The sequence below is a fragment of the Paenibacillus sp. IHBB 3054 genome, from assembly GCF_051594305.1.
Classification (GTDB): Bacteria; Bacillota; Bacilli; order Paenibacillales; family Paenibacillaceae; genus Paenibacillus_AQ.
In genome coordinates, this window is sequence record NZ_JBOFBG010000012.1 from 106186 (window position 1) to 126756 (window position 20571).

General features: G+C 54.7%; 18 protein-coding genes. 17 read left to right on the forward strand and 1 reads right to left on the reverse strand.

The genetic code is table 11. The features are described 5' to 3' along the window. Positions 1 to 33 precede the first annotated feature (33 nt). From ACQ76X_RS15660 to ACQ76X_RS15740, 17 genes are all read left to right on the forward strand, one after another. Positions 34 to 1170 (forward strand): XdhC family protein, encoded by a 1137-nt coding sequence (locus tag ACQ76X_RS15660; RefSeq protein WP_438494934.1) that lies wholly within the window; start codon positions 34 to 36, stop codon positions 1168 to 1170. Continuing rightward, positions 1118 to 1678: an NTP transferase domain-containing protein gene (locus ACQ76X_RS15665; RefSeq protein WP_438494935.1), complete on the forward strand. Its 561-nt coding sequence runs from the start codon at positions 1118 to 1120 to the stop codon at positions 1676 to 1678. The genes ACQ76X_RS15660 and ACQ76X_RS15665 overlap by 53 nt, the downstream gene beginning before the upstream one ends. 217 nt (positions 1679 to 1895) lie before the next feature. Beyond that, on the forward strand, positions 1896 to 3059 hold the full coding sequence (locus ACQ76X_RS15670) for a BMP family ABC transporter substrate-binding protein (RefSeq protein ID WP_438494936.1): 1164 nt from the start codon (positions 1896 to 1898) through the stop codon (positions 3057 to 3059). Positions 3060 to 3166: 107 nt separating this feature from the next. Then, entirely contained in the window at positions 3167 to 4699 is a 1533-nt protein-coding gene (locus ACQ76X_RS15675) for an ABC transporter ATP-binding protein (RefSeq protein WP_438494937.1), read from the forward strand. Then, on the forward strand, positions 4696 to 5811 hold the full coding sequence (locus tag ACQ76X_RS15680) for an ABC transporter permease (protein ID WP_038587327.1): 1116 nt from the start codon (positions 4696 to 4698) through the stop codon (positions 5809 to 5811). Before ACQ76X_RS15675 ends, ACQ76X_RS15680 begins: the two co-directional genes overlap by 4 nt. 30 nt (positions 5812 to 5841) lie before the next feature. Then, the gene (locus tag ACQ76X_RS15685) at positions 5842 to 6771 is read left to right on the forward strand and encodes an ABC transporter permease (protein WP_438494938.1); all 930 of its coding nucleotides are present in this window, start codon (positions 5842 to 5844) and stop codon (positions 6769 to 6771) included. Positions 6772 to 6847: 76 nt separating this feature from the next. After that, a complete protein-coding gene (locus ACQ76X_RS15690) occupies positions 6848 to 7756 on the forward strand; it encodes an FAD binding domain-containing protein (protein WP_438494939.1) in 909 nt (302 codons plus the stop codon). 37 nt (positions 7757 to 7793) lie between these two features. After that, a complete protein-coding gene (gene pucD / locus ACQ76X_RS15695) occupies positions 7794 to 10115 on the forward strand; it encodes a xanthine dehydrogenase subunit D (RefSeq protein WP_438494940.1) in 2322 nt (773 codons plus the stop codon). Further along, the gene (locus tag ACQ76X_RS15700; protein ID WP_438494941.1) at positions 10105 to 10653 is read left to right on the forward strand and encodes a (2Fe-2S)-binding protein; all 549 of its coding nucleotides are present in this window, start codon (positions 10105 to 10107) and stop codon (positions 10651 to 10653) included. Before pucD ends, ACQ76X_RS15700 begins: the two co-directional genes overlap by 11 nt. Then, complete coding sequence (gene uraD / locus ACQ76X_RS15705; protein WP_438494942.1) at positions 10650 to 11171, forward strand: 2-oxo-4-hydroxy-4-carboxy-5-ureidoimidazoline decarboxylase; 522 nt, start codon at positions 10650 to 10652, stop codon at positions 11169 to 11171. The genes ACQ76X_RS15700 and uraD overlap by 4 nt, the downstream gene beginning before the upstream one ends. A gap of 82 nt (positions 11172 to 11253) precedes the next feature. Further along, a complete protein-coding gene (locus tag ACQ76X_RS15710) occupies positions 11254 to 11568 on the forward strand; it encodes a hypothetical protein (RefSeq protein ID WP_438494943.1) in 315 nt (104 codons plus the stop codon). Then, entirely contained in the window at positions 11565 to 11954 is a 390-nt protein-coding gene (uraH, locus tag ACQ76X_RS15715) for a hydroxyisourate hydrolase (protein WP_438494944.1), read from the forward strand. Before ACQ76X_RS15710 ends, uraH begins: the two co-directional genes overlap by 4 nt. Positions 11955 to 11993: 39 nt before the next feature. Continuing rightward, entirely contained in the window at positions 11994 to 13388 is a 1395-nt protein-coding gene (locus tag ACQ76X_RS15720; RefSeq protein WP_438494945.1) for an allantoinase, read from the forward strand. Continuing rightward, entirely contained in the window at positions 13385 to 14662 is a 1278-nt protein-coding gene (locus ACQ76X_RS15725) for a Zn-dependent hydrolase (RefSeq protein WP_438494946.1), read from the forward strand. The genes ACQ76X_RS15720 and ACQ76X_RS15725 overlap by 4 nt, the downstream gene beginning before the upstream one ends. Positions 14663 to 14684: 22 nt before the next feature. Further along, positions 14685 to 15917 (forward strand): pyridoxal-phosphate-dependent aminotransferase family protein, encoded by a 1233-nt coding sequence (locus tag ACQ76X_RS15730; protein ID WP_438494947.1) that lies wholly within the window; start codon positions 14685 to 14687, stop codon positions 15915 to 15917. A gap of 299 nt (positions 15918 to 16216) precedes the next feature. After that, positions 16217 to 18022, forward strand: a complete 1806-nt coding sequence (locus tag ACQ76X_RS15735) for an adenine deaminase (RefSeq protein ID WP_438494948.1) — start codon at positions 16217 to 16219, stop codon at positions 18020 to 18022. Positions 18023 to 18400: 378 nt separating this feature from the next. Then, entirely contained in the window at positions 18401 to 18853 is a 453-nt protein-coding gene (locus tag ACQ76X_RS15740) for an IDEAL domain-containing protein (protein ID WP_038587350.1), read from the forward strand. A 372-nt stretch (positions 18854 to 19225) separates the two neighbouring features. Here the strand turns inward: ACQ76X_RS15740 and hemH are convergent, their stop codons facing one another. After that, positions 19226 to 20254, reverse strand: a complete 1029-nt coding sequence (gene hemH / locus ACQ76X_RS15745) for a ferrochelatase (RefSeq protein WP_438494949.1) — start codon at positions 20252 to 20254, stop codon at positions 19226 to 19228. Positions 20255 to 20571: the final 317 nt, after the last annotated feature.

Genomic DNA, 20571 nt, shown 5'->3' on the forward strand with positions numbered 1-20571 from the left:
ACGGGCGGAATTACGGAGGAGGGAGCGAGCTTTATGAGTACACATGATATTGTACTGCACATCCACGACAATGCTGCCCCTGCGGTGCTTGCAACCCTGATTGGGGTGGAAGGCCATTCTTACCGGAAACCGGGAGCGGCTATGCTGTTTTTTGCAGGAGGAACGCTGGGCAGTCTCAGTCCGGGTTGCCTGGAGAGTGACCTGGCGCTTCGTACGCAGGAGGTTTGGGAACGCGGCCTTCCGGAACTGGTGGAGTATGACATGCTGTCTCCCGATGATTTTTCCTGGGGGGAGGCTGTCGGCTGCGGCGGCAAAATCAAAGTGATTCTTGAACCGGTCCGTGGAGAGCTGCGCCGGCTGTTGGAAGAAATCTATGTGCGGATGGCCGCAGGTGAGAGCCTGATGCTTCTTCGTGAAGCTGCCGCTGCAAGATACCGGTATACTGTCGAAACTTTCGGCGCTGAACAACAATCTTTTTCTAATCAGAGAAGTGCAAGAGGGAGCTGTCTGGTGAAAAAAGGGCGGAGTCAGCTTCCCGGAACATCGGTAGCGGCCGGTCCGTCGCTCGAACTCTTCAACACTCTTTTCGTGCCGAAGCCACGACTTGTTATCTTTGGCGGTGGACTGGATTCCCGTCCCGTGGCGGATCTTGCGGCAAAATCGGGATTTCGGATTGCCGTCGCCGACTGGCGAGAGGGCAGCCTGCAGCATGAATTTCCCGGTGCCGAACGGGTGATTTGTTCCCCCTCCGAGGCAGCAGCCCGTCTTAGGATAACCCCTGAGGATTATGTGCTGATCTGCAGCCATCAATCCCAGCGGGACCGGAAGTTTCTGGAAAGTCTTGTGCCGGTGTCTCCGCGTTATATCGGAATCATCGGCTCCAAGGCCCGGATTGCGTTGCTGCTGGAGGGACTGGAGCCGCCTGCATCGCTGCACGCCCCTGTAGGGCTGTCTATCGGCGCGGAAGGACCGGAGGAAATTGCAGTCAGCATTGTGGCCGAGATTATTCAAATCAGAAGGGCAGGCTCGCGTGAGCTGCCGAAAGGAGTGGAGAGCGTTGAAAGTAGCCGGTATCTATCTGGCAGCAGGGCAGAGCAGACGAATGGGAGTATCCAAGGTGTCGCTTCAGCTGTCGCAAGAGGTGTCACTCGGGAGCGTCGCGCTCAGTGAACTGGACCGCTGCGCCCTTTCGCCGTTAATTGTTGTCGTGCGGGCCGATGATGACCTCAAATGGCTGCCTCCAGCCGGTGAGCGGAGCACTAGGCGTACGGAAACCTGCCTGACAGCCCACTTGGGCTTATCCTTTTCCCTGCGCTGCGGGTTGAATGCGATCCTGCCTATGCAGCCTGATGCCGCTATCGTGGCTTTGGCTGACCAGCCGTTTATTACAGCGTCTTTGGTGAACCGGCTGATAGACACTTATGAGCGGAATCCGGGGCTGGACTATGTAGCCAGCACCCATGAAGGTCTGGCCATGCCGCCGGCGCTCTTTTCCAAAGAGATGTTCACGGTGCTTCAGGAACTGGACGGCGACAAAGGCGCGGCAGGGATTTTGCGCTCGCCTGATTATAAGGGGGTGGTGCTGGAGACGGATTCCGCCCATTGCTTTATGGATGCTGACACAGAAATGGATTTTGGGGAGATCCGCAAGGAATGGAGCCTTAGGAGTGGAAGCTGACATGCTTTGATTGTTTTGTAGATATATGTTAGAAATAATCACATATTTTAAGCTTATTTAACCCCTTTATAGTGCGTAAAGCACAAAATAAGTTAAGCTTCTTATAAAATGGCACAAACGTATGTTATATAAATTTACGTAACCTTCAGGTCTCAGTATAGTAGAGATACATTAATGGCTGCGGTCATTAGGAGAGATTTCCTGGAGGAGGAGAGTTATGAAAAGAAGGGGTCAGGGATTTACTTTCAGCTTCGTTTTAATGTTCCTCATGGCGTTAGTTCTGGCAGGCTGCGGAAGCAACAACAATGCAGCTTCAAATGCAACAGAAGCACCGGCGGCAACCAATGCGGGTACAACAACAGAGGCGGCAACAACAGAGCCGGCAGCAGAGAAGCCGACGGTTGCTTTTGTCTATATCGGGCCTCCGGGTGACGGCGGTTATACGTATCAGCATGATCAAGGCCGTTTGTACATGGAGAAAGAGCTCGGCATCAAAGCGGACTTCGTAGAGAATGTTCCGGAAAGTGCCGATGCAGAGCGTATCATCACGGAGCTTGCACAGTCCCATGACATCGTATTTACTACAAGTTTTGGATATATGGACTTCACACTGAGTGTAGCGGGCAAGTTCCCCAATGTGAAATTCCTCCATGCCTCCGGCTACAAAACAGCAGAGAACATGGGCACTTACTTCGGAAAAAATTATCAAGCGAGTTATCTGAGCGGTATCGCGGCAGGCAAAATGACCAAGAACAATCATCTTGGCTACGTAGGAGCTTTTCCGATCAGTGAAGTTATCTATAATCTTAATGCATTCACGCTGGGAGCACAGAGTGTCAACCCGGACATTAAAGTGGATGTAGTGTGGACGAATACTTGGTATGACCCGGCAACCGAACGCCAGGCGGCGATCAGTCTTCTGGATAAAGGCGCGGATGTGCTGCTGGCGTATCAGGATTCTCCGGCCACATTGCAGGCGGCCAAAGAACGTGGTGCGTTTGCCGGAGGCAATGACTCCGATATGAGTAAGTACGCACCGGACAATTATTTGACCAACCCTGTATGGAACTGGGGTCCTTACTACGTGAAGGCTGTCCAGTCCGTAATGGATGGAACGTGGAAAAGCGAGCAATACTCCGGGGATATGGCTGACGGCATGGTGGAGCTTGCGCCGTTTGGCAACAAGGTTCCTGATGATGTGAGTCAGCTGGTGGAAGCTGCCAAAGCCAAGATTATCAGCGGCGAACTGGATGTGTTCACAGGACCGATCTCCGATAACAAAGGCAATGTTGTGGTTCAGGAAGGTCAAAAGCTGACGCTTGAGGAAGTCCTCTCCATGGAATGGCTGGCCAAAGGCGTAATAGGCACGATCTCGAAATAATTTGTTTTCTACAATTGGATACAGTATGGCCTTATGGGTGGGGCGGGTTCCGGGAAGGGGAACCTTCCCCACCCGTCCTACAAGTATAAGGAAAGGAGCGTCCCATAATGCAGAATTATTCAGTTGAAATGCGCGGAATTGTGAAGAGGTTCGGAGCCGTAACAGCAAGCGATCAAGTCGATTTTTCGGCAAATGCGGGTGAAATTCATGCGTTGCTTGGTGAGAACGGAGCAGGGAAAAGCACGGTCATGAGCATGCTGTCAGGGGTATACCGGGCGGATGAAGGCGAACTTTTCATTCACGGTAAACTGGCCAAAATCCGTTCCCCCAAGGATGCAGCATCCCTCGGCGTAGGCATGGTATTTCAAAATTTCAGACTGGTGCAAAGTCTCACGGCAGCAGAGAACATCGTGCTTGGCGAAAAGTCGTCTTTCTGGCGTGGAAGCAAATGGATGAAAAATAAGCATTTGGAGATTGAGGCGCTGGCTGAGCGCTTCGGACTGATGTTCCCGGTAGACTGCCCGATCTGGCAGCTGTCTGTCGGTGAACAGCAACGTGTGGAAATCGTCAAAACGCTGTACCGCGGCGCGGATATCATCATTCTGGATGAGCCAACCTCCGTGTTAACCCCAGGTGAGGCGGAGCAGCTGTTTGAAACGCTGAAGGTGATGAAGCAGGCGGGTAAGACGGTGATTATGACCACACATAAAATGAAGGAAGTTATGGCTTCTTCCGACCGTATTTCCGTTATGCGCAAAGGGAAAATGATCGCTACGCTGAACACGGCGCAGACAGATGAACTGGAGCTTGCCCGGCTGATGGTAGGCCGGGAGGTTACGATCAGCCGCCAGGAGCGGGAAGCTACCCAAGGTGAGGCACTGCTGGTTGTACGGAATTTGGACGTCGCTGCCGATCAAGGCCGTAAAGCGCTGGACGGCTTGTCCCTGACTGTAAACGAAGGGGAGATTGTAGGGGTCGCAGGTGTTGCCGGCAATGGACAAAGGGAGCTGGCGGAAGTGCTTACGGGGCTTAGGACTTGGCGGAGCGGCGAGATTATATTTGACGGCAGTCCGGTAAAAGCGGCTTCGGTGCGGGGCGCAATTGATTCGGGAATATCTCATGTGCCGGAGAACCGGATGAAGAGCGGCCTTGCCGGACGGCTGGGCTCAGTGGACAATCTGCTGTTCAAGTCCTACCGCAGTGAAGAACACTCCAAACTTGGCTTTCTGAAGGCAGCAAAGAACCGTTCCTGGTCGCGGGAGCTGGTTGAGCGCTTCAATGTGAAAACTCCCGAGCTGGATACGCCAGTCCAGCAAATGTCGGGCGGCAATCAGCAGAAGCTGCTGTTTGCCCGGGAGGTCAGCCACAACCCTAAGCTGATGGTGGCGGTTCACCCGACGCAAGGTCTGGATGTGGGCGCGACAGCCGGTGTCCATGAACTGCTGATGGAGCTGCGCGGCTCAGGCAGCGGAGTGCTGCTCATCTCGGAGGATCTGGATGAACTGCTGCAATTATCCGACCGGATATTGGTGATTTATAACGGTTCGATCATTGGGGAAAGTGACCATGAGACTGCAGATAGAGAGAGAATTGGCTTGCTGATGGCCGGGATTCAGAATAGGGAGGAGAGCGCCGTATGAGTCCGAAGAATATAAGCAATGCTGCAGTGCTTGATCCTGTTCCGGCCAAACCGGGCAACCGGTCCAAGCTGCGGCTGGAGTATGATTCAAGCCGAACCCGCTCTCCGTGGTGGACTCCCGTTCTGTCTGTCATTCTGGCCCTGCTGCTTTGCGCGGTGTTTATTGCCGCCAACGGCATGAGTCCCGTGGTCGTATACGAGAAGATGTTCCGCGGTGCTTTTGGTACCTCTTACGGTCTTACCGAAACGATGGTCAAAGCCATTCCGCTGCTGCTCTGCGGACTCGGCATTGCTGTAGCCTACCGGATTTCCGTCTGGAACATCGGCGCGGAAGGACAATTGACGGTCGGAGCGATGGCAGCTACGGCAGTGACGATTTATTTTCCTGATCTGCCTTCGTTCTGGTCCATTTCCCTGATGCTGGTGTTCGGCACTGCCGCAGGTGCGCTCTGGGGACTGATGACGGCAATTCCGCGGACGCATTTCGGGGTCAATGAGCTGATTACATCACTGATGCTGAACTACGTGGCACTGCTTGCCCTTGATTATGTGGTATTCGGGCCCTGGAAAGATCCGAAGGGTTTTAACTTCCCGGGCTCTCCGATGTTTACCGCCGCCCAGTCCCTGCCGGTTCTCGGTACGACAAGGCTGCACATCGGGCTGATCTTCGGCCTTGTCGCTGTGGCTATCTATTATCTGATGATTAAGTTTACCCGCTGGGGTTATGAGCTGCGGCTAATTGGTGCCAATCCAACGGCTGCCCGTTATGCAGGTATCCATATCAAACGCCATATTATTGTCGTAATGCTGATTAGCGGCGGTCTTGCCGGAATTGCCGGAATGGCGGAGGTTTCCGGAGTTACACATAAGCTGATGCAGGGGATTTCTCCGGGTTACGGATATACTGCGATCATTGTCGCCTGGCTTGCCAAGCTGAATCCGCTCGGTCTGATAGTCACTTCGATTCTGTTCGGCGGCCTGATTGTCGGCGGCTATAGTGTGCAGACCATCGGACTGCCTTCGTCCATTTCGGAAATGCTGCAGGGCTCGATCCTGTTCTTCCTGATTGCAGGGGATATGATTCACCGTTTCCGCTTCCGCCGGAGCGCATAGCTGTTTCTGCTGAGAGAAGGGAGTTAAACCATGGATTTCACTACACAGTTATTAATAGCCGCCATTTCCGCCGGAACGCCGCTGCTGCTGGCTACACTGGGAGGCATCCTGAATGAGCGTGCAGGGATTATCCAGCTTGGCGCTGAAGGGCTGATGCTGATGGGGGCGGTAACCACCTGCATCATCTACATCCGCAGCGGCAGCCTGCTGCTGGCTCTGCTCGCAGCGGTGGCCGTCACCGCCTTGCTAGGCCTGGTGCATTCGTTTCTCACCGTCACACTCCGGGCGAACCAGACGATGTCCGGCCTGGCCATGACCTTGTTCGGCAGCGGGCTCAGCGCTTATCTGGGCAAGTCCATCAGCGGATTGCCGCTGCCGGGAACTTCGCCGAAGCTGGATCTCGGCTGGGTCAAGTCAGTCCCGGTTATAGGAGATCTCTTCGGCAGGTTGGATTACCTGACCTGGTTCAGCCTGCTGCTCGTTCTGGTGCTGCATCTGCTGATCCACAATACCTCCTGGGGACTGCATTTACGTGCGGTCGGGGACAGTCCAGCCACGGCGGATGTTATGGGGATCCGCGTGCAGTTGATCCGCTACAGCTACGTGACAGCCGGTGCGGCATTAATCGGCCTTGCTGGTGCCGATATGGTGCTGGCATACGCGCCAACCTGGAATGAAGGCCTCACGGCAGGACGCGGCTGGATTGCCGTCGGGCTGGTGATCTTCGCCAGATGGAATCCGCTGCGTGCCCTCTTTTGCGCTTATTTCTTTGGTGCACTGGATTCGCTTGGTTTCCGCCTTCAGCTGCTCGGCAGTGCAATTCCACCTTATTTCCTTAAGATGATTCCGTACGTCGTAACGATTCTCGTGCTGATGTACCTCGGTTACCGCAACCGCAACAAACCATCCGGCACGCCGGAGTCACTGGGTACGCCTTATATCCGCGAGCAGCGTTTTTGACGAAGCGGCGGTAATTGAATCAGTCGGATGAATATAATGCATGGAAGAAATGCCAACTGGCGAGGAGGCGGAAGTGATGGGAGCTATATGGAGTAAAAAGCCGGCTCCCCCGGCAGTGCATCAGCCCCGCAGCCTGCAGGAGGCATGGGAGCTGAAGACGATGTTAGGTGAAGGAGCCGTATATGTATCCGGCGGAACGCTGCTGCGGACGCAATGGGAAGCGGGGACGGCTCCTCTGCCGCAGCGGATGATCGATTTGCGGAATATCGCCGGGATGGGTGAAATCGGACTCGCTGAAGATTATTTAACCATAGGTTCTCTGGTTTCGCTGTCGCAATGCCGCGGGAACCTGGATTTGCGGGAGATCGCTCCGGCGGTGCAGGAGGCGGCGCGCAACATCGCCGCACCCGCAGTGCGCAATCTGGCTACACTTGGCGGCAATATATCTTCCGGTTATGGAGATATTCTCCCGGCGCTGCTGGTTTACGATGCCGAAGTGGCCTCCTTTGACGGCAAATTCCTTTCAGTGCAGCCTGTCGAGGCCTGGCTGAAACGCCGCTGGAGCGGGGAGAAGCCGGCAGCTGAACTTCTTGCCGGGATCCGCTTTCCTTCGGCAGGCCATGAACACGGGGAGCAGAGTAAGCTGGAGATCTTTCGCAAGGTGGGGCGGCGGGATGCCTTTACAGCCTCGCTCGTTACCATAGCTGTTACGGCAACTCTTGATGCTGCAAGCCGCAGCTTGAATGGCGTCCGCATTGCAGCAGGCGGAGGTACCGGCAGACCACAGCGGCTTCCGGCGGCTGAAGCACTTCTGGAAGGTGCTGTCTACAGCGACAGTCTGATGGCCGCAGTGTACGAAGCGGTGGAGAGCAGCTTTGACACATATAGCGACCCTTTTGCCGCCGAAGCCTATAAGCGGAAAACCGCGGGCAATCTCATTGTTTCTGAATTGTGGAAGGGCTTGAATGCAGGCGGAGGAAAGTAATCGTTATAGAAAATTAGGTGGATTGGGGTGAGGGGAAATGCTGCTGAACAAGGAATCCAGCGGAAGCCTCTGGCGTACACGGCCCGACGGGCAGGGGAAAGTATCCGGCAAGCTGCAGTATTTAACCGACATGAGCGCCGAAGGGATGCTGATCGGACGGGTGTTGCGTAGCCATCAGGCCCATGCCCGCATTCTGTCTATCCGCACGGCAAAGGCGCTTGAGGTTCCTGGAGTACATGCGGTAATTACCCATGAGGATGTGCCCGGGCTGAACGGCTTTGGTATTGCTCTGCCGCATCAGCCGGTCTTTTGCAGCGACCGGGTACGTTATACCGGCGACGCGATTGCGGCTGTAGCTGCGGACAGCGATGAAATTGCCGAATATGCGCTTTCGCTGATTGAAGTAGACTATGAGCTGCTGCCGCTGCTGGAGGATGCTGAGGAAGCCATGAAGCCCGAGGCGATCCTGCTGCATGAAGAGGGCAATGTGCTTCATCATACGGAATACCGCAAGGGCGAACCGGCAGCGGCGTTCGCAGGCTGTGCCCATGTTGTGGAAGAGACCTACTGGACGCCGCGCCAGATGCATACGTACATGGAGACCGAAGGCGGATTGTTTATCCCAGAGTCAAACGGAAGGCTAACGATCTACTCAGCAACACAGCATGGTCTGATGGACCGCAGGCAGCTTTCGCGGATACTGAACCTCCCGGAGGAGGATATCCGGGTCATTTCCAGTCCGATCGGCGGTTCATTCGGCGGCAAAGACGAGTTGAATGTCCAGCCGTATGGAGCGCTGCTCGCACTGCGGACCCGGCGTCCGGTCCGGCTGCATAATTCCCGCGCGGAATCGGTGCGCGCCGGGCTGAAGCGCCATCCCATGAAGATTACAATGAAGACCGGCTGCGACAGCGAGGGGACGATCATGGCCCATCAGGTGCGGATTATTTCCGATACCGGGGCCTATGCGACACTGGGGGCGGAAGTGCTGAATTTTGCCACAGAGCATGTGGTAGGTCCCTATCAGATCCGCCATGTGGAGGTGGAGGGCTTTGCGGTATATACGAACAATGGCGTATCCGGTGAATTCCGCGGCTTTGGCGGCAATCAGGCGATCTTTGCCCTGGAAGGGCAGGTAGACCGCCTTGCTGAACGGCTGAATCTGGATCCGTGGGAGCTGCGCCGCCGGAACTTGCGGCGCTACGGCGATCCAGGGCCGCTAGGGCAGGAGATCGCCCAGACGCACGGGGCGATGCAGGTGTGGGAGGCGCTGGCGGCATCTCCGCTGATGCAGGAAGCGGAGTTGCCTCATACTGGAGCTGATGATTCAGAGGCTCCAAGTACTCCGGCTGCGATGCCGAAGGAGCCGTGGATTGTGACAGGCACCGGCGCGGCGATCGCCATGCACGGCGCAGGCCTTGGTTACGGTATTCCCGATCCGGGAGGCGGACGGCTGTCGCTGGCACTGGACGGCAAGATCGAGGCGGTCTTCGGCTACGAGGAGTTCGGCCAAGGGCTGATAGCGACAATGGAGCAGATGCTGATCGAGCAGTACGGATTTGCCGCAGATGACCTTAGGATCGTCATTGGCGATACGGATGTAGTGCCGGACAGCGGCTCCAGCACTGCTTCCCGCTCCACAAGCATGATGTGGATGGCGCTGAAGCGGCTGCATCCGGATTTTACAGCCCGGCTGCTGGGAGCCGCAGCGGCCAGGACGGGAGCAGCGGTTGAAGGCTTGAAGCCCGGTCCCGGAGGAATCCGGCATAAGGATGGCGGGCTGCTGCTGTCCTATACGGAGCTTGCGCGCAGCATCACAGAGCCGATTGTCTGTGAGACAGTGTTCAAATATCCGACCACCAAGCTGGAACGGGTGGGTGCCCATTTTCTGTACACGTATTCCGCCATCGCGGTTAAGGTGGAGATTAATCTGCTGACCGGACGGGTCCGCGTGACCGATCAGTATCATGCGGTAGCGGCAGGTCCCGTTGCCAATCCGCAAGGCTATCTGGGACAGATTGAAGGCGGCAGCAGTATGGCCATCGGCTTTACATTAACGGAAGATGCGGTAATGGCTGGCGGCAGCTATGTAACGAAGAACATGGATACGTATCTGGTTCCTACGATTGTCGATATGAACGGCAGCATCCAGGTGCAGCCGATTGAAGGTTTACCGGAGCATGATACTTACGGCCCCCGCGGCATTGGGGAAGTCGGTTCGGTCAATCTGGCCCCCGCAGTCGCTTCTGCTGTATTCCAGGCGGTTCGCAAACGGGTCAACCGGCTGCCGATCGAGCCCGAATGGCTGCAGGCTACGCCGTTTATTCCGCAGAAGGCGGTGAAGACGCATGTCGGATAACTACGAATTGTACATCAAGGATAGTCAACCTGGACTTGCGCCACAACAGGCAGCGAGTGATACCGGGGTGGGGTTCACATTGAACTGCATCATCAACGGCCAAGCGGTATCTAAGGAGGTTCCGCCGGCCCGCCGGCTGCTGAGCATTCTGCGCGAGGATTTGGAGCTTACCGGAACCAAAAGATCCTGCGAAATTGGCCGCTGCGGAGCCTGTATGGTTCTGATCAACGGCCGGCAGGTCAACTCTTGCCTGACGATGGCTTATCAATGCGAGGGAACGGAGATTACAACCATTGAAGGACTCAGCGAAGCGGGGCTGCATCCTGTGCAGCGTGCTTTTCTGGAAGAGGGAGGATTTCAGTGCGGCTACTGCACACCGGGGATGGTGATCTCGGTAGTCGCCCTGCTGGAGGAGAATCCGTCGCCTTCGCAGGAGGAAGTGGAAGAAGCGCTGTCGGGGAATATTTGCCGCTGCACTGGTTATGGCGGGATCTTGCGTGCAGTAAACAAAGCGATAGAAAGCGGGGTGGGCCGATGACTGTGCCGGATGATTTTTTAACGCTGGATAAGATTAATGGGCTTGGCAAAGAGGAATTCGTGAGAACCCTTGGAGGGATATTTGAGCATTCACCCTGGGTGGCGGAGGGGACTTACGGGCACATTCCTTTTCAGTCCGTGGAACAGCTGCACGGTGTCATGCTGGAAACGGCGCGAAGTGCGGAGCGAAGCCGGATTGCGGAGCTGCTGAGGTCCCATCCTGATCTGGCCACGCGGCTGCAGGTCACGCCGCTGTCGGCGGCAGAACAGCAGGGGGCAGGTCTGGATCAGCTGACGCCTGCTGAGTTCGAGCGGTTGACCGGGTTGAATGCGGTGTATACGGAGAAGTTTCATTTCCCTTTTATTCTCGCTGTACGCGGCAAAAACAAGGATGACATCATAGAAGCGATAGGGGAACGGGTCAATCGTTCATTGGCGGAGGAATGGGAGCAGGCGCTCTATGAAATCGGTAAAATCACCAGCTTCCGGCTCCGCGATCTGATAACGGAAGAAAAATGATGTATTTAAAACGATTCAGCTAAAACTGCATTTTTGAGAATCAATGCTGCATTCACTACACAACCCGCAGGAGGGATCAGCCATGCCGGAACGGATAAAGGTACACGCCAAAAGACGGCAGAATGAGCAACTGAACAGACCACTGAACGGACATTGGATTAAACATCGGATTGAACTAATAAAGCATGGAACGAAAGGTTCCAATAACTTCAACTTTGAAAATTCAACGGAAAAAGCTTGGCAGTGGGCTGGCATCCGTGTGATGGATATATCTCTCTTGCTGAAGTCAGGTTGGAAGGACGGGGGCCGGTGCATGCTCCGCAGGATATATCTGCGGGATGGACTGCCATGCCGGATTATAGTTAGTACCGTGGTTCCCGGAGGGATTCCGGCATGAGCGGGCGGCTGACTACCCACGTTCTCAACCTGTCCGGGGGCATCCCCGCTGCCGGCATGGCACTTCAGCTATGGAGGCTGGAAGACGGGGCAGCTTCACTGCTGCGCGAAGCCGTAACGAATGCCGATGGCAGATTGGACGCTCCGCTGCTGGAAGGTGCAGAACTGGCAGCCGGCAGCTATGAGCTGCTGTTTATGGCCGGAGATTATTTTCGCAGCAGCGGTTTGCCGTTTGAAGCCTCCGGAGAAGGGAACAGTGCTGATGGAGCCGCCCCTTTCTTTCTCGAACAAATCCCGATCCGCTTCAATATAACTGATCCGTCCGCCCATTATCATGTTCCGCTGCTGGTGGCTCCCGGAGGGTACAGCACGTACCGGGGAAGCTAATGAAATCATAAAGATCAGATGACCGGAGGTGACCGATTCATGGAAGAAACCTATGAGCTTATCATCAAAAATGGAGATGTAGTGCTCCCCGGGGAAGTGCTTAAGCTGGATATCGGGGTGAAGGACGGTAAGATCGCTGCCCTCGGCAAGCAGCTTGCGGCAGGAGCGGATACCCGCATCCTTGATGCGGAAGGACTATATGTGCTGCCGGGCATGATTGACATGCATGTCCACTTTAATGAACCGGCACTGGGCCATTGGGAAGGCTTCCGTACCGGTTCGGCGGCGCTGGCGGCAGGAGGCATCACCTGTTATGCAGATATGCCGCTGAACGGCAACCCGCCAACGGTCAATCAAGCCGCACTGCAGCTCAAAGCAGAAGCCGCATCCGGGAACTCTGCAGTGGATTATGTGCTGTGGGGCGGACTCGTTCCCGGCAATCTGGAAGATTTGGAGCCGCTGGCGGCAGCCGGAGTTACCGGCTTTAAGGCCTTTATCTCCAACCCCGGCGGTGAAGGGGAGGGGAGATTCCGCGAGGTGGACGCTGATACCCTCTATCAAGGGATGAAGAAAATTGCTGCGCTCGGCGGCATTCTTGCACTGCATGCAGAAAGCGAGGAGTTGACGGCGGCGTTGTCGGCCGATGCCCTGCGCAGCGGGCGGACCGGAGCGCGCGATTTTGCCGCTTCCCGCCCGGCGGAAGCCGAGCTGGAGGCGGTAGCCAGAGCGCTGCTATACAGTGAGCGAACCGGCTGCAGGCTGCACTTCGTGCATATCAGCACTTCTGCCGCGATTGAAATGATTCATGCTGCCAAGCTGCGCGGCCTTGATGTTACTGCGGAAACCTGCCCCCACTATCTCATCCTGAGTGAGGATAACATGGAGGAACTGGGACCGCTGGCCAAATGTGCACCCCCGCTGCGCAGCCTGGAGGAACAAGAACGCTTGTGGAAGGTACTTGCAGACGGTAAAATCGATCTCATCGCCTCAGACCATTCGCCTTGTCCGACAGAGCTTAAGCTTGCTCCCGGATTGTCTTTTTTTGAAGCGTGGGGCGGTATTTCCGGCGCACAGAGCAGCCTGGAGCTGATGTTCCACGAAGGGGTGAATGTGCGTGGACTGCCAGTTACGCAGATTTCTGCGCTGCTGTCAGGACTTCCGGCGCGGCGATTCGGGCTGGATCACCGTAAAGGCTCGATCGCACCCGGGCTGGATGCCGATCTGGTACTGCTGAATCCGGATCACCCCTATACCTTGGCGGCAGAAGATCTGTTATACCGTCATAAACATAGTCCTTATACCGGAATGACCTTGTCCTGCAAGGTAATGGCAACACTCAGCCGGGGTACGGTTGTCTACAACGCGGAACAAGGTGTGGTGGCCGAAGGCGGCGGGGAATGGCTGCGGACCTATGAAGGGCAGCCTTCTATATGAATACGCCGCTGATTCAGGCACCGGCCCGGGAGATGCTGATGCTGCTGGAGGAGCTTGCCGCTTTCAGTGCCCCCGGACCCGGGGTTACCAGGCTGCTGTACACACCGGAATGGCTTCAGGCCCAGCAGTTCCTGCAGGAGCGGATGGCCGGGATGGGCCTGGCGGTCAGGACAGACAGGGTGGGGAATATTTATGGACGGCTCGGCGGATCACAACCGGACAGTAAAGTGATATTAACCGGATCTCATATTGATACGGTTCTGAACGGCGGCAGATATGACGGCGCTTATGGAGTAGCCGCCGCCATGACGGCTCTGAATTATTTGCAGCAGACCTTCGGGCAGCCGCTGCGGACCCTGGAGGTTGTATCCTTCAGCGAAGAAGAAGGCAGCAGGTTTCCCTTGACCTTCTGGGGCTCGGGCCATGTTACGGGTCTGTATGATGGAAGCGAAGCCGAGACAGCCGCCGATTCAGAGGGTGTAACGATAAAATCAGCGATGGAAGCCTGCGGTTTAAGCTCGGAGCACCCGCTAGGAGATCATAAAGCTGTTGCGGCAGGACAAACGGCAGCCAGAACAGATATCGGCGCTTTTGTCGAATTGCATATTGAACAGGGGATTGTGCTGGAACAATCCGCATTGCAGATTGGGGTCGTGCAGGCCATCGCCGGCCAGAGGCGCTTTACCGTTAAGGTCGGCGGAACTGCCAATCATGCCGGCACAACACCGATGCTGCACCGGCGGGATGCGCTTGCCGGTGCAGCGGAAATGCTGCTGGAGCTGGAACGCTCTGCGGTGGAAGCCGGAGATCCGCTGGTAGCCACTTCAGGCAGGCTTGAGGTTTACCCGGGCACACCAAATGTTATTCCGGGGGACGTGCAGTTTACGCTGGACATCCGCCACAGTGAGGCGAAAAGGCTGGAGAGCTTCTGCTCTGGAGTGATGGCCGGATTTGAGGACATTGCAGCCAGGCGGGGACTGACGCTGGAAGTGGTCATGACGTTGTCCACAGCGCCTGCGCCTATGGATCAGGGCCTGAGCAGGACGCTGGAACAGATCTGCCTGAGTCAGGGGAAAACCTTCCGCACCATGATCAGCGGAGCAGGGCATGATGCCCAGCTGTTTGCGTCCGGATGCCGGACAGCCATGATTTTTGTGCCCAGCCGGGCGGGAATCAGCCATTCCCCGGATGAATACTCGTCGCCGGAGGAGCTGGCAGCCGGGCTGGATGTCTTAACAGCTATGTTATATGAATTAGCCTATAAAGAGAGCTGAGTTAGCCTAGGGAGAGATGATTATGAAGCGGTACGAAGATTTGTCGCCGTCTCTGCGGTGCATTATGACCCCGGGTCCGGTGGAAGTCGATCCGCGAGTGCTGCGGGCCATGTCTTTTCCGGTATTGGGACAGTTCGATCCCGAATTTACGGGTATTATGAATGAAACGATGGAGATGCTGCGGGAACTGTTCGTTACGGACAATCAATGGGCTTTCCCTGTGGACGGCACTTCACGCTCCGGAATCGAAGCAGCAATGGTCAGTTTGATTGCTCCGGGGGACCGGGTGCTGATCCCGATTTTTGGCCGCTTCGGCCATTTGCTGCATGAAATCGCCGAACGCTGCGGGGCAGAGGTGCTGACGCTTGAGAAGGAATGGGGTTGCGTGTTTGACCCCGAGGAAGTGATTGCAGCCATGAAGAGCTTCAAGCCTGATATCGTGGCAATCGTACATGGAGAGACCTCCACGGGACGTGTGCAGCCGCTGGCCGGCATCGGGCGGGCCTGCCGTGAACAGGATGCCCTGCTGATTGTGGATGCGGTGGCGACGATCGGAGGTGTGCCCGTGGAGACGGATGCCTGGATGCTGGATGCCGTGATCGGCGGCACGCAAAAATGCCTGTCCATTCCTTCGGGCATGGCCCCGGTTACGTACAATGCACGGGCGGAGGCCAAGCTCCTGAAGCGCAAGCGGGTGGAGCGTGGCCTGAGGACCGGTGAGGTCCAGGCTGAAGCGCTGGATTTTGTGCGCAGCAATTATTTTGACCTGGGAATGCTTCAGGATTACTGGAGCCCCCAGCGGCTCAATCATCATACAGAGATGACCTCCATGCTTTATGCGCTGCGCGAAGGGCTGCGGCTGGTGCTTGAGGAAGGGCTGGAGGCCCGGCATGCCCGGCATGCGCTGCATGAAGAGGCGCTAGTTGCCGGACTTACGGCAATGGGGCTGAAGCTGTACGGAGATCCGCAGAGCAAACTGACGGTGGTGACCTGTGTGCTGATTCCGGAGGGCGTTGACGGGGAAGCCGTGCGGACAATGCTGCTGGAACGCTTCGGCATTGAGATTGCCAGTTCTTTCGGGCCGTTAAAAGGGCGGATCTGGCGCATCGGCACGATGGGCTTCAGCTGCCGGGAGAATAATGTGCTGCGCCTGCTCGGTGCGCTGGAGGGGGCGTTGCTGCGGCATGGGCATGCTGTTCCCGCCGGGCTTGGCGTTCAGGCGGCACTTGACGTATATGATGCAAAAGTAAGATAATCGGTTGAATACTGCAGCCGGTCGAATGTAGGAAACAGGTGTTGTCCGGATGAAACGGACGGCCCGCGCTTTAACCAAGAAACGGCTTGCGTCCTGCAAAGGGCAGTAAGGCCGTTTTTCTTAAAATATAATAATTTATATGCTTCACGCTATAAATTATCCTTCTAGTTCTCGCTGAAACAGATACCGTCCTTTTGAGGATGGCGAAGCCGTTTCCACTTGAAATACTAGGTCATAGTTGTTTTACGCTGTAACTCAGTTTGTAGCTATATTCAAGATATCGGAGGGGAGTGGAAGTCATGACTTATATTAGAAAACCTTTGGCGGATTGTGTGCCTGAGCTTGTGGCTACAGCCCGCGGCGATCAGCCGGCATCATTGGTAATAACCGGCGGGAAGCTGGTCAATGTAATCTCCGGTGAAATTCTGGAGGGAATGTCTGTTGCGGTACAGGGGGGACGCATCGCCTATGTCGGCAAGGATGTTTCGCACACGATAGGAGCAGGCACGCAGGTCATTGATGCAGCCGGCAGATATATCGCTCCGGGACTGCTTGACGGACATTGTCATATTGAGAGCACACAGCTGACAGCAACGGAATTTGCCCGTGCGGTCCTGCCGCTCGGGACAACTGGCGGGTTCTTCGACGCGCATGAGATTGCCAATGTGTTCGGACTGAAGGGCATCAAGCTGATGCTGGATGAGATGCGCGGCACACCGCTTGCCGCTTATATGCAGGTAGCGTCCTGCGTGCCTTCGGCGGGAGCTGAATTCGAAACAACCGGCGCTTCTATCGGACCGGAGGAAGTGGCGGAAGCTTATACCTGGGGGCCGGATGTCATTGCCCTCGGTGAGGTGATGAACTTTCCGGGCGTAGTCTACGGCGATGAGAAAATGCTCGGCGAGATCCAGGCTACGCTGCGGGCCGGCAGATATGTGGATGGGCATTTTACCTGGCCGTCCAGTGACTGGAGACTACCGGTCTATGCGGCAGCGGGTGTAAGCGGTGACCATGAGTGTGTTACCGCAGAAGATGTGATCGAGCGTGTCCGTCTGGGGATGTATGCCAAAATGCGCCGCGGTTCCGCCTGGCATGATGTGGCGAAGACGATCACAGCGCATACCGAACACGGGCTGGAGACGCGCCGTATGATGCTCGTTACCGATGACCGCAGCTCGGAATCACTGCGGGATGAAGGACATATGGATTTTGTGGTGCGCCATGCCATTTCCCAGGGTGTGAAACCTGTCACTGCCTTCCAGATGGCAACGATCAATACCGCTGAGCGCTTCGGGGTAGCCCGCGATATCGGCTCAATTACTCCGGGCTCCTGCGCAGATATTATTTTGCTGGACGGAAATTTGGCCGATGTCAACGTCGTTATGACCATTGCCGCAGGTGTGGTCGTGGCCGAGAATGGCATCATGACGGCCTCGCTGCCGGCATTCACCTACCCGCAGGAAGTGCGGGCGTCGGTTCATTTGCCGCAGCTTCCGGTTCCGGATGATTTTATTATCCATGCTCCCGTGGAGTCAGGCAGTGTTGCTGTCCGGGTCATTAAGGTTATTGAGAATCATGTAGAGACCGGTGAACTCATTGTGCAGCGTCCTGTGAAGGACGGCAAGCTGCAGGTGGGAGACGGCCTATGCAAAATCGCTGTATTCGAACGGCATAAAGGAACCGGCAACAAATCGGTCGGGCTTGTGGAGGGGATTGGCTTCCATGAACCGGCGGCAATCGCCATGACCGTTGCTCACGACAGCCACAATGTGCTGATCATCGGCAACGATGATGAACTGATGGCCAAGGCCGCCCGGGCTGTAGCTGAAGCGCAGGGTGGAGTGGCTGTAATTACCGGCGGCGGCACAACCTTGTTCCCGCTTGCGATTGCCGGACTTATGTCCGCGGAACCATTTGAGACCGCAGCCGCCCAGTCCGCTGCTATTAGCAAAGCTCTGTACGATGCGGGCTGCACACTGAATTATGCTTTTATGACGCTGTCACTGCTTGCGCTTGCGGTAATTCCGACCTTGCGCATTTCGGATAAAGGACTGGTACGCATCTCTCCGGAAGAAGGAATCCAGCTGGTAACATTATTTTGCTAAGGCGGTCTTAATCTTACAGTGACAAGTTTGAATTAAATAGAATGCTCTCTACTAAATGGGGTGTCTCTTAGTCTGAATGCAGACAGAGACACCCCATTTCGCTATGGAATTGGTCCTTATATGGCGGCGTGGCAACATGAGGGGAAGCCCTTTTTTGAGTCGCAAGTCGCAGTGGAAAGGTATTTTCTTAGATTTGAAGGCATATATTTAACCATTTCATCACATATTGAAACTAATTATTATAAAATTTTAATGAAAAACATTAACAAAATAATGAAAATAGACGATAATACCTATAAATTAATTAAAATTATTGCCAAATCGTGATTATCAGACAAAATGATTGAAAGTTCAAATATATGGAACGGGGTGGATGAGATGATCAAATTAGAAACGCAGGACATCGTGAATATTACTATAAAGCAAATTGCCGGTATTTTTAAAATGGAGCCGCTTGAGTTGAGATTTGTGAATGATTTTCAAGGAGAACAATATCTCTTAACGAATGACAAGCTGCATCTCAACAACCAGCACTACTGGGCAAAAGTTATGGAATGTGTTTTCGACAATCATGTCAGACCGGTTCTGATGTGTGAAGTGCTCTACTTCCTGCGCAATGAATTTCTGGAGAGCGACATCAAGCTCAGCTTCTCCTATGATTTTGCCGAAGGTGCAGACGGAGCGGCAACGGTATCTGCGGAAGTCAGCTTTAATGATTCACCAGAACTGCAGCCGGGAGAAATTGCCGAACTGATTGATTTTGCACTGTCCCTCCAGGACAAACAATGGTTTGAGGAACTGACCTCCAAATACAAACAACTGACTGCATGAGATTGGTGCACAGTTCTATCATACCCGCATTTAATAAGCCGCCCTGTCCGCAGTGTTCATCTGCGCAAGGGGCGGCTTATTTCTTTGATATATAGATTGAACTAATAATTCTTCTATTTTGGGATTGGCCGTGACTCCAGAGAATATTGGACTTCCGGCCGCTGTTAGGTTTGGATTTCCTGAAATTAACCGCGAATCGCGGTAGAAATCCAAACCTTGACCATGCTTCCGAAGCTAGCTTTCCTACGGAAAGCTTTCAGGCGGACGCTATCGCTCCTCCAGTTCCAAAATTCCCCTCCGCTACTTTTCCCTAAATGTATATTCTCAAGTTCATTCTATATAGATACTTTATTTACTATGGGTTCAAATGCACTATAAAACAGCTTCCTTCAGCCAGCCTTGAGCATTCTCACTGACCTTTTGTGCCAGAAAGTCCAGCCATTCTTCACTGTCGTTCAAACAGGGGGCGGCAAGGAAGGAGTCTGCTTGTCCACCTCCGGCAGCAAATTGCTCTCTTCCTTCCACAGCAAGCTCATGCAATGTTTCCAGGCAATCGGTCACAAGTCCGGGCGAAAAAATCATCGGCCGCTGAATCCCGCGTCCGGCCAGCCCCTTCAGTACTTCCTCTGTAGATGGCCCGATCCATTCCTCGCGGCCAAAACGGGATTGAAATGAGATTTGCCAATCCCCGGACGCCCAATTCATCGCTTCTGCAAGCAGGCGGGCCGTTTCCAGACACTGCTCCGGGTAGGGGTCTCCGGTCTCTGCATACCTGCTGGGAATCCCGTGAAAGGTCAGCACGAAGTAATCCGGTTTGGTGTTTATTTTACGTAGTTCTCGCAGTAAAAGCTCTTTCATGGCAAGGATATACCCCGGTGCATTATAGTAGGCTTCCATAAACCGGAGTGCGGGTACAAAACGTTTGGATACCGGTCCGGCAGCGCTGCGGCGCCCGAGAGCGGCAAAGCAGGCGGCGTCGTAGACGGATGCTGTGGTAGTAGAAGAATATTGCGGAAACAAGGGGACCACGATGATCCGGGTCACTCCGGAGGACTCCAGTTTGGCAAAAGCCTGTTCCATGCCGGGCTCACTGTAGGCAAGACCCAGCTCCACCTGATAACGGCTGCCGAGCAGCTTTTGCAGACCGGCCACCTGGGCCTGTGAATGAAGCAGCAGTGGGGAACCTTCCTTGAGCCAGATTTCGCTGTAGAGCTTGGCAGATCGGCGTGGCCTTACCCGTAAAATAATTCCGCGCAGCAGCGGTTGCCACAGCAGAGGGGGATAATCAATGATCCGGCGGTCGGAGAGGAACCTCCGCAGATAAGGGCGTACCGACTTAGCGGTGGGGGCGTCAGGTGTTCCGATTTGGGCGAGAATGACGCCGATAGAGGGCTGATTCAACGTAGTGAACGCTCCTTTACATTAACATGACATCGTTAAAAAGTATCATAATCCTCTTAGTAAGTACAATACAGGACATCACATTATTATCATATGACGGAGTAAATGGGAGTATTTGAGAGATGAAAAATTTACTGAATTAAAATACTATAAAAATAGTGATGTTTCTAATAGGGTGTGTGATTTTATGTACAGAGAGGCCAAGCTTTGATTTGATACCATCAAGCCAGAAATTGCCTCTAGCAGACATGAACTAATGAATGTGAATTAATTCACCTATATATGTGAATTGTTTCACCTTTTGAATGGGATATTCG

Excerpts from the sequence above, each read along its gene's own strand:
- ACQ76X_RS15660 (WP_438494934.1), top strand. The coding sequence starts at position 34 with ATGAGTACACATGATATTGTACTGCACATCCACGACAATGCTGCCCCT.
- ACQ76X_RS15680 (WP_038587327.1), top strand. The coding sequence starts at position 4,696 with ATGAGTCCGAAGAATATAAGCAATGCTGCAGTGCTTGATCCTGTTCCG.
- ACQ76X_RS15685 (WP_438494938.1), top strand. The coding sequence starts at position 5,842 with ATGGATTTCACTACACAGTTATTAATAGCCGCCATTTCCGCCGGAACG.
- uraD (WP_438494942.1), top strand. The coding sequence starts at position 10,650 with ATGACTGTGCCGGATGATTTTTTAACGCTGGATAAGATTAATGGGCTT.
- ACQ76X_RS15720 (WP_438494945.1), top strand. The coding sequence starts at position 11,994 with ATGGAAGAAACCTATGAGCTTATCATCAAAAATGGAGATGTAGTGCTC.
- ACQ76X_RS15725 (WP_438494946.1), top strand. The coding sequence starts at position 13,385 with ATGAATACGCCGCTGATTCAGGCACCGGCCCGGGAGATGCTGATGCTG.
- ACQ76X_RS15730 (WP_438494947.1), top strand. The coding sequence starts at position 14,685 with ATGAAGCGGTACGAAGATTTGTCGCCGTCTCTGCGGTGCATTATGACC.
- ACQ76X_RS15700 (WP_438494941.1), top strand. The coding sequence starts at position 10,105 with ATGTCGGATAACTACGAATTGTACATCAAGGATAGTCAACCTGGACTT.
- ACQ76X_RS15670 (WP_438494936.1), top strand. The coding sequence starts at position 1,896 with ATGAAAAGAAGGGGTCAGGGATTTACTTTCAGCTTCGTTTTAATGTTC.
- ACQ76X_RS15690 (WP_438494939.1), top strand. The coding sequence starts at position 6,848 with ATGGGAGCTATATGGAGTAAAAAGCCGGCTCCCCCGGCAGTGCATCAG.
- ACQ76X_RS15735 (WP_438494948.1), top strand. The coding sequence starts at position 16,217 with ATGACTTATATTAGAAAACCTTTGGCGGATTGTGTGCCTGAGCTTGTG.
- ACQ76X_RS15740 (WP_038587350.1), top strand. The coding sequence starts at position 18,401 with ATGATCAAATTAGAAACGCAGGACATCGTGAATATTACTATAAAGCAA.
- ACQ76X_RS15710 (WP_438494943.1), top strand. The coding sequence starts at position 11,254 with ATGCCGGAACGGATAAAGGTACACGCCAAAAGACGGCAGAATGAGCAA.
- ACQ76X_RS15675 (WP_438494937.1), top strand. The coding sequence starts at position 3,167 with ATGCAGAATTATTCAGTTGAAATGCGCGGAATTGTGAAGAGGTTCGGA.
- pucD (WP_438494940.1), top strand. The coding sequence starts at position 7,794 with ATGCTGCTGAACAAGGAATCCAGCGGAAGCCTCTGGCGTACACGGCCC.
- uraH (WP_438494944.1), top strand. The coding sequence starts at position 11,565 with ATGAGCGGGCGGCTGACTACCCACGTTCTCAACCTGTCCGGGGGCATC.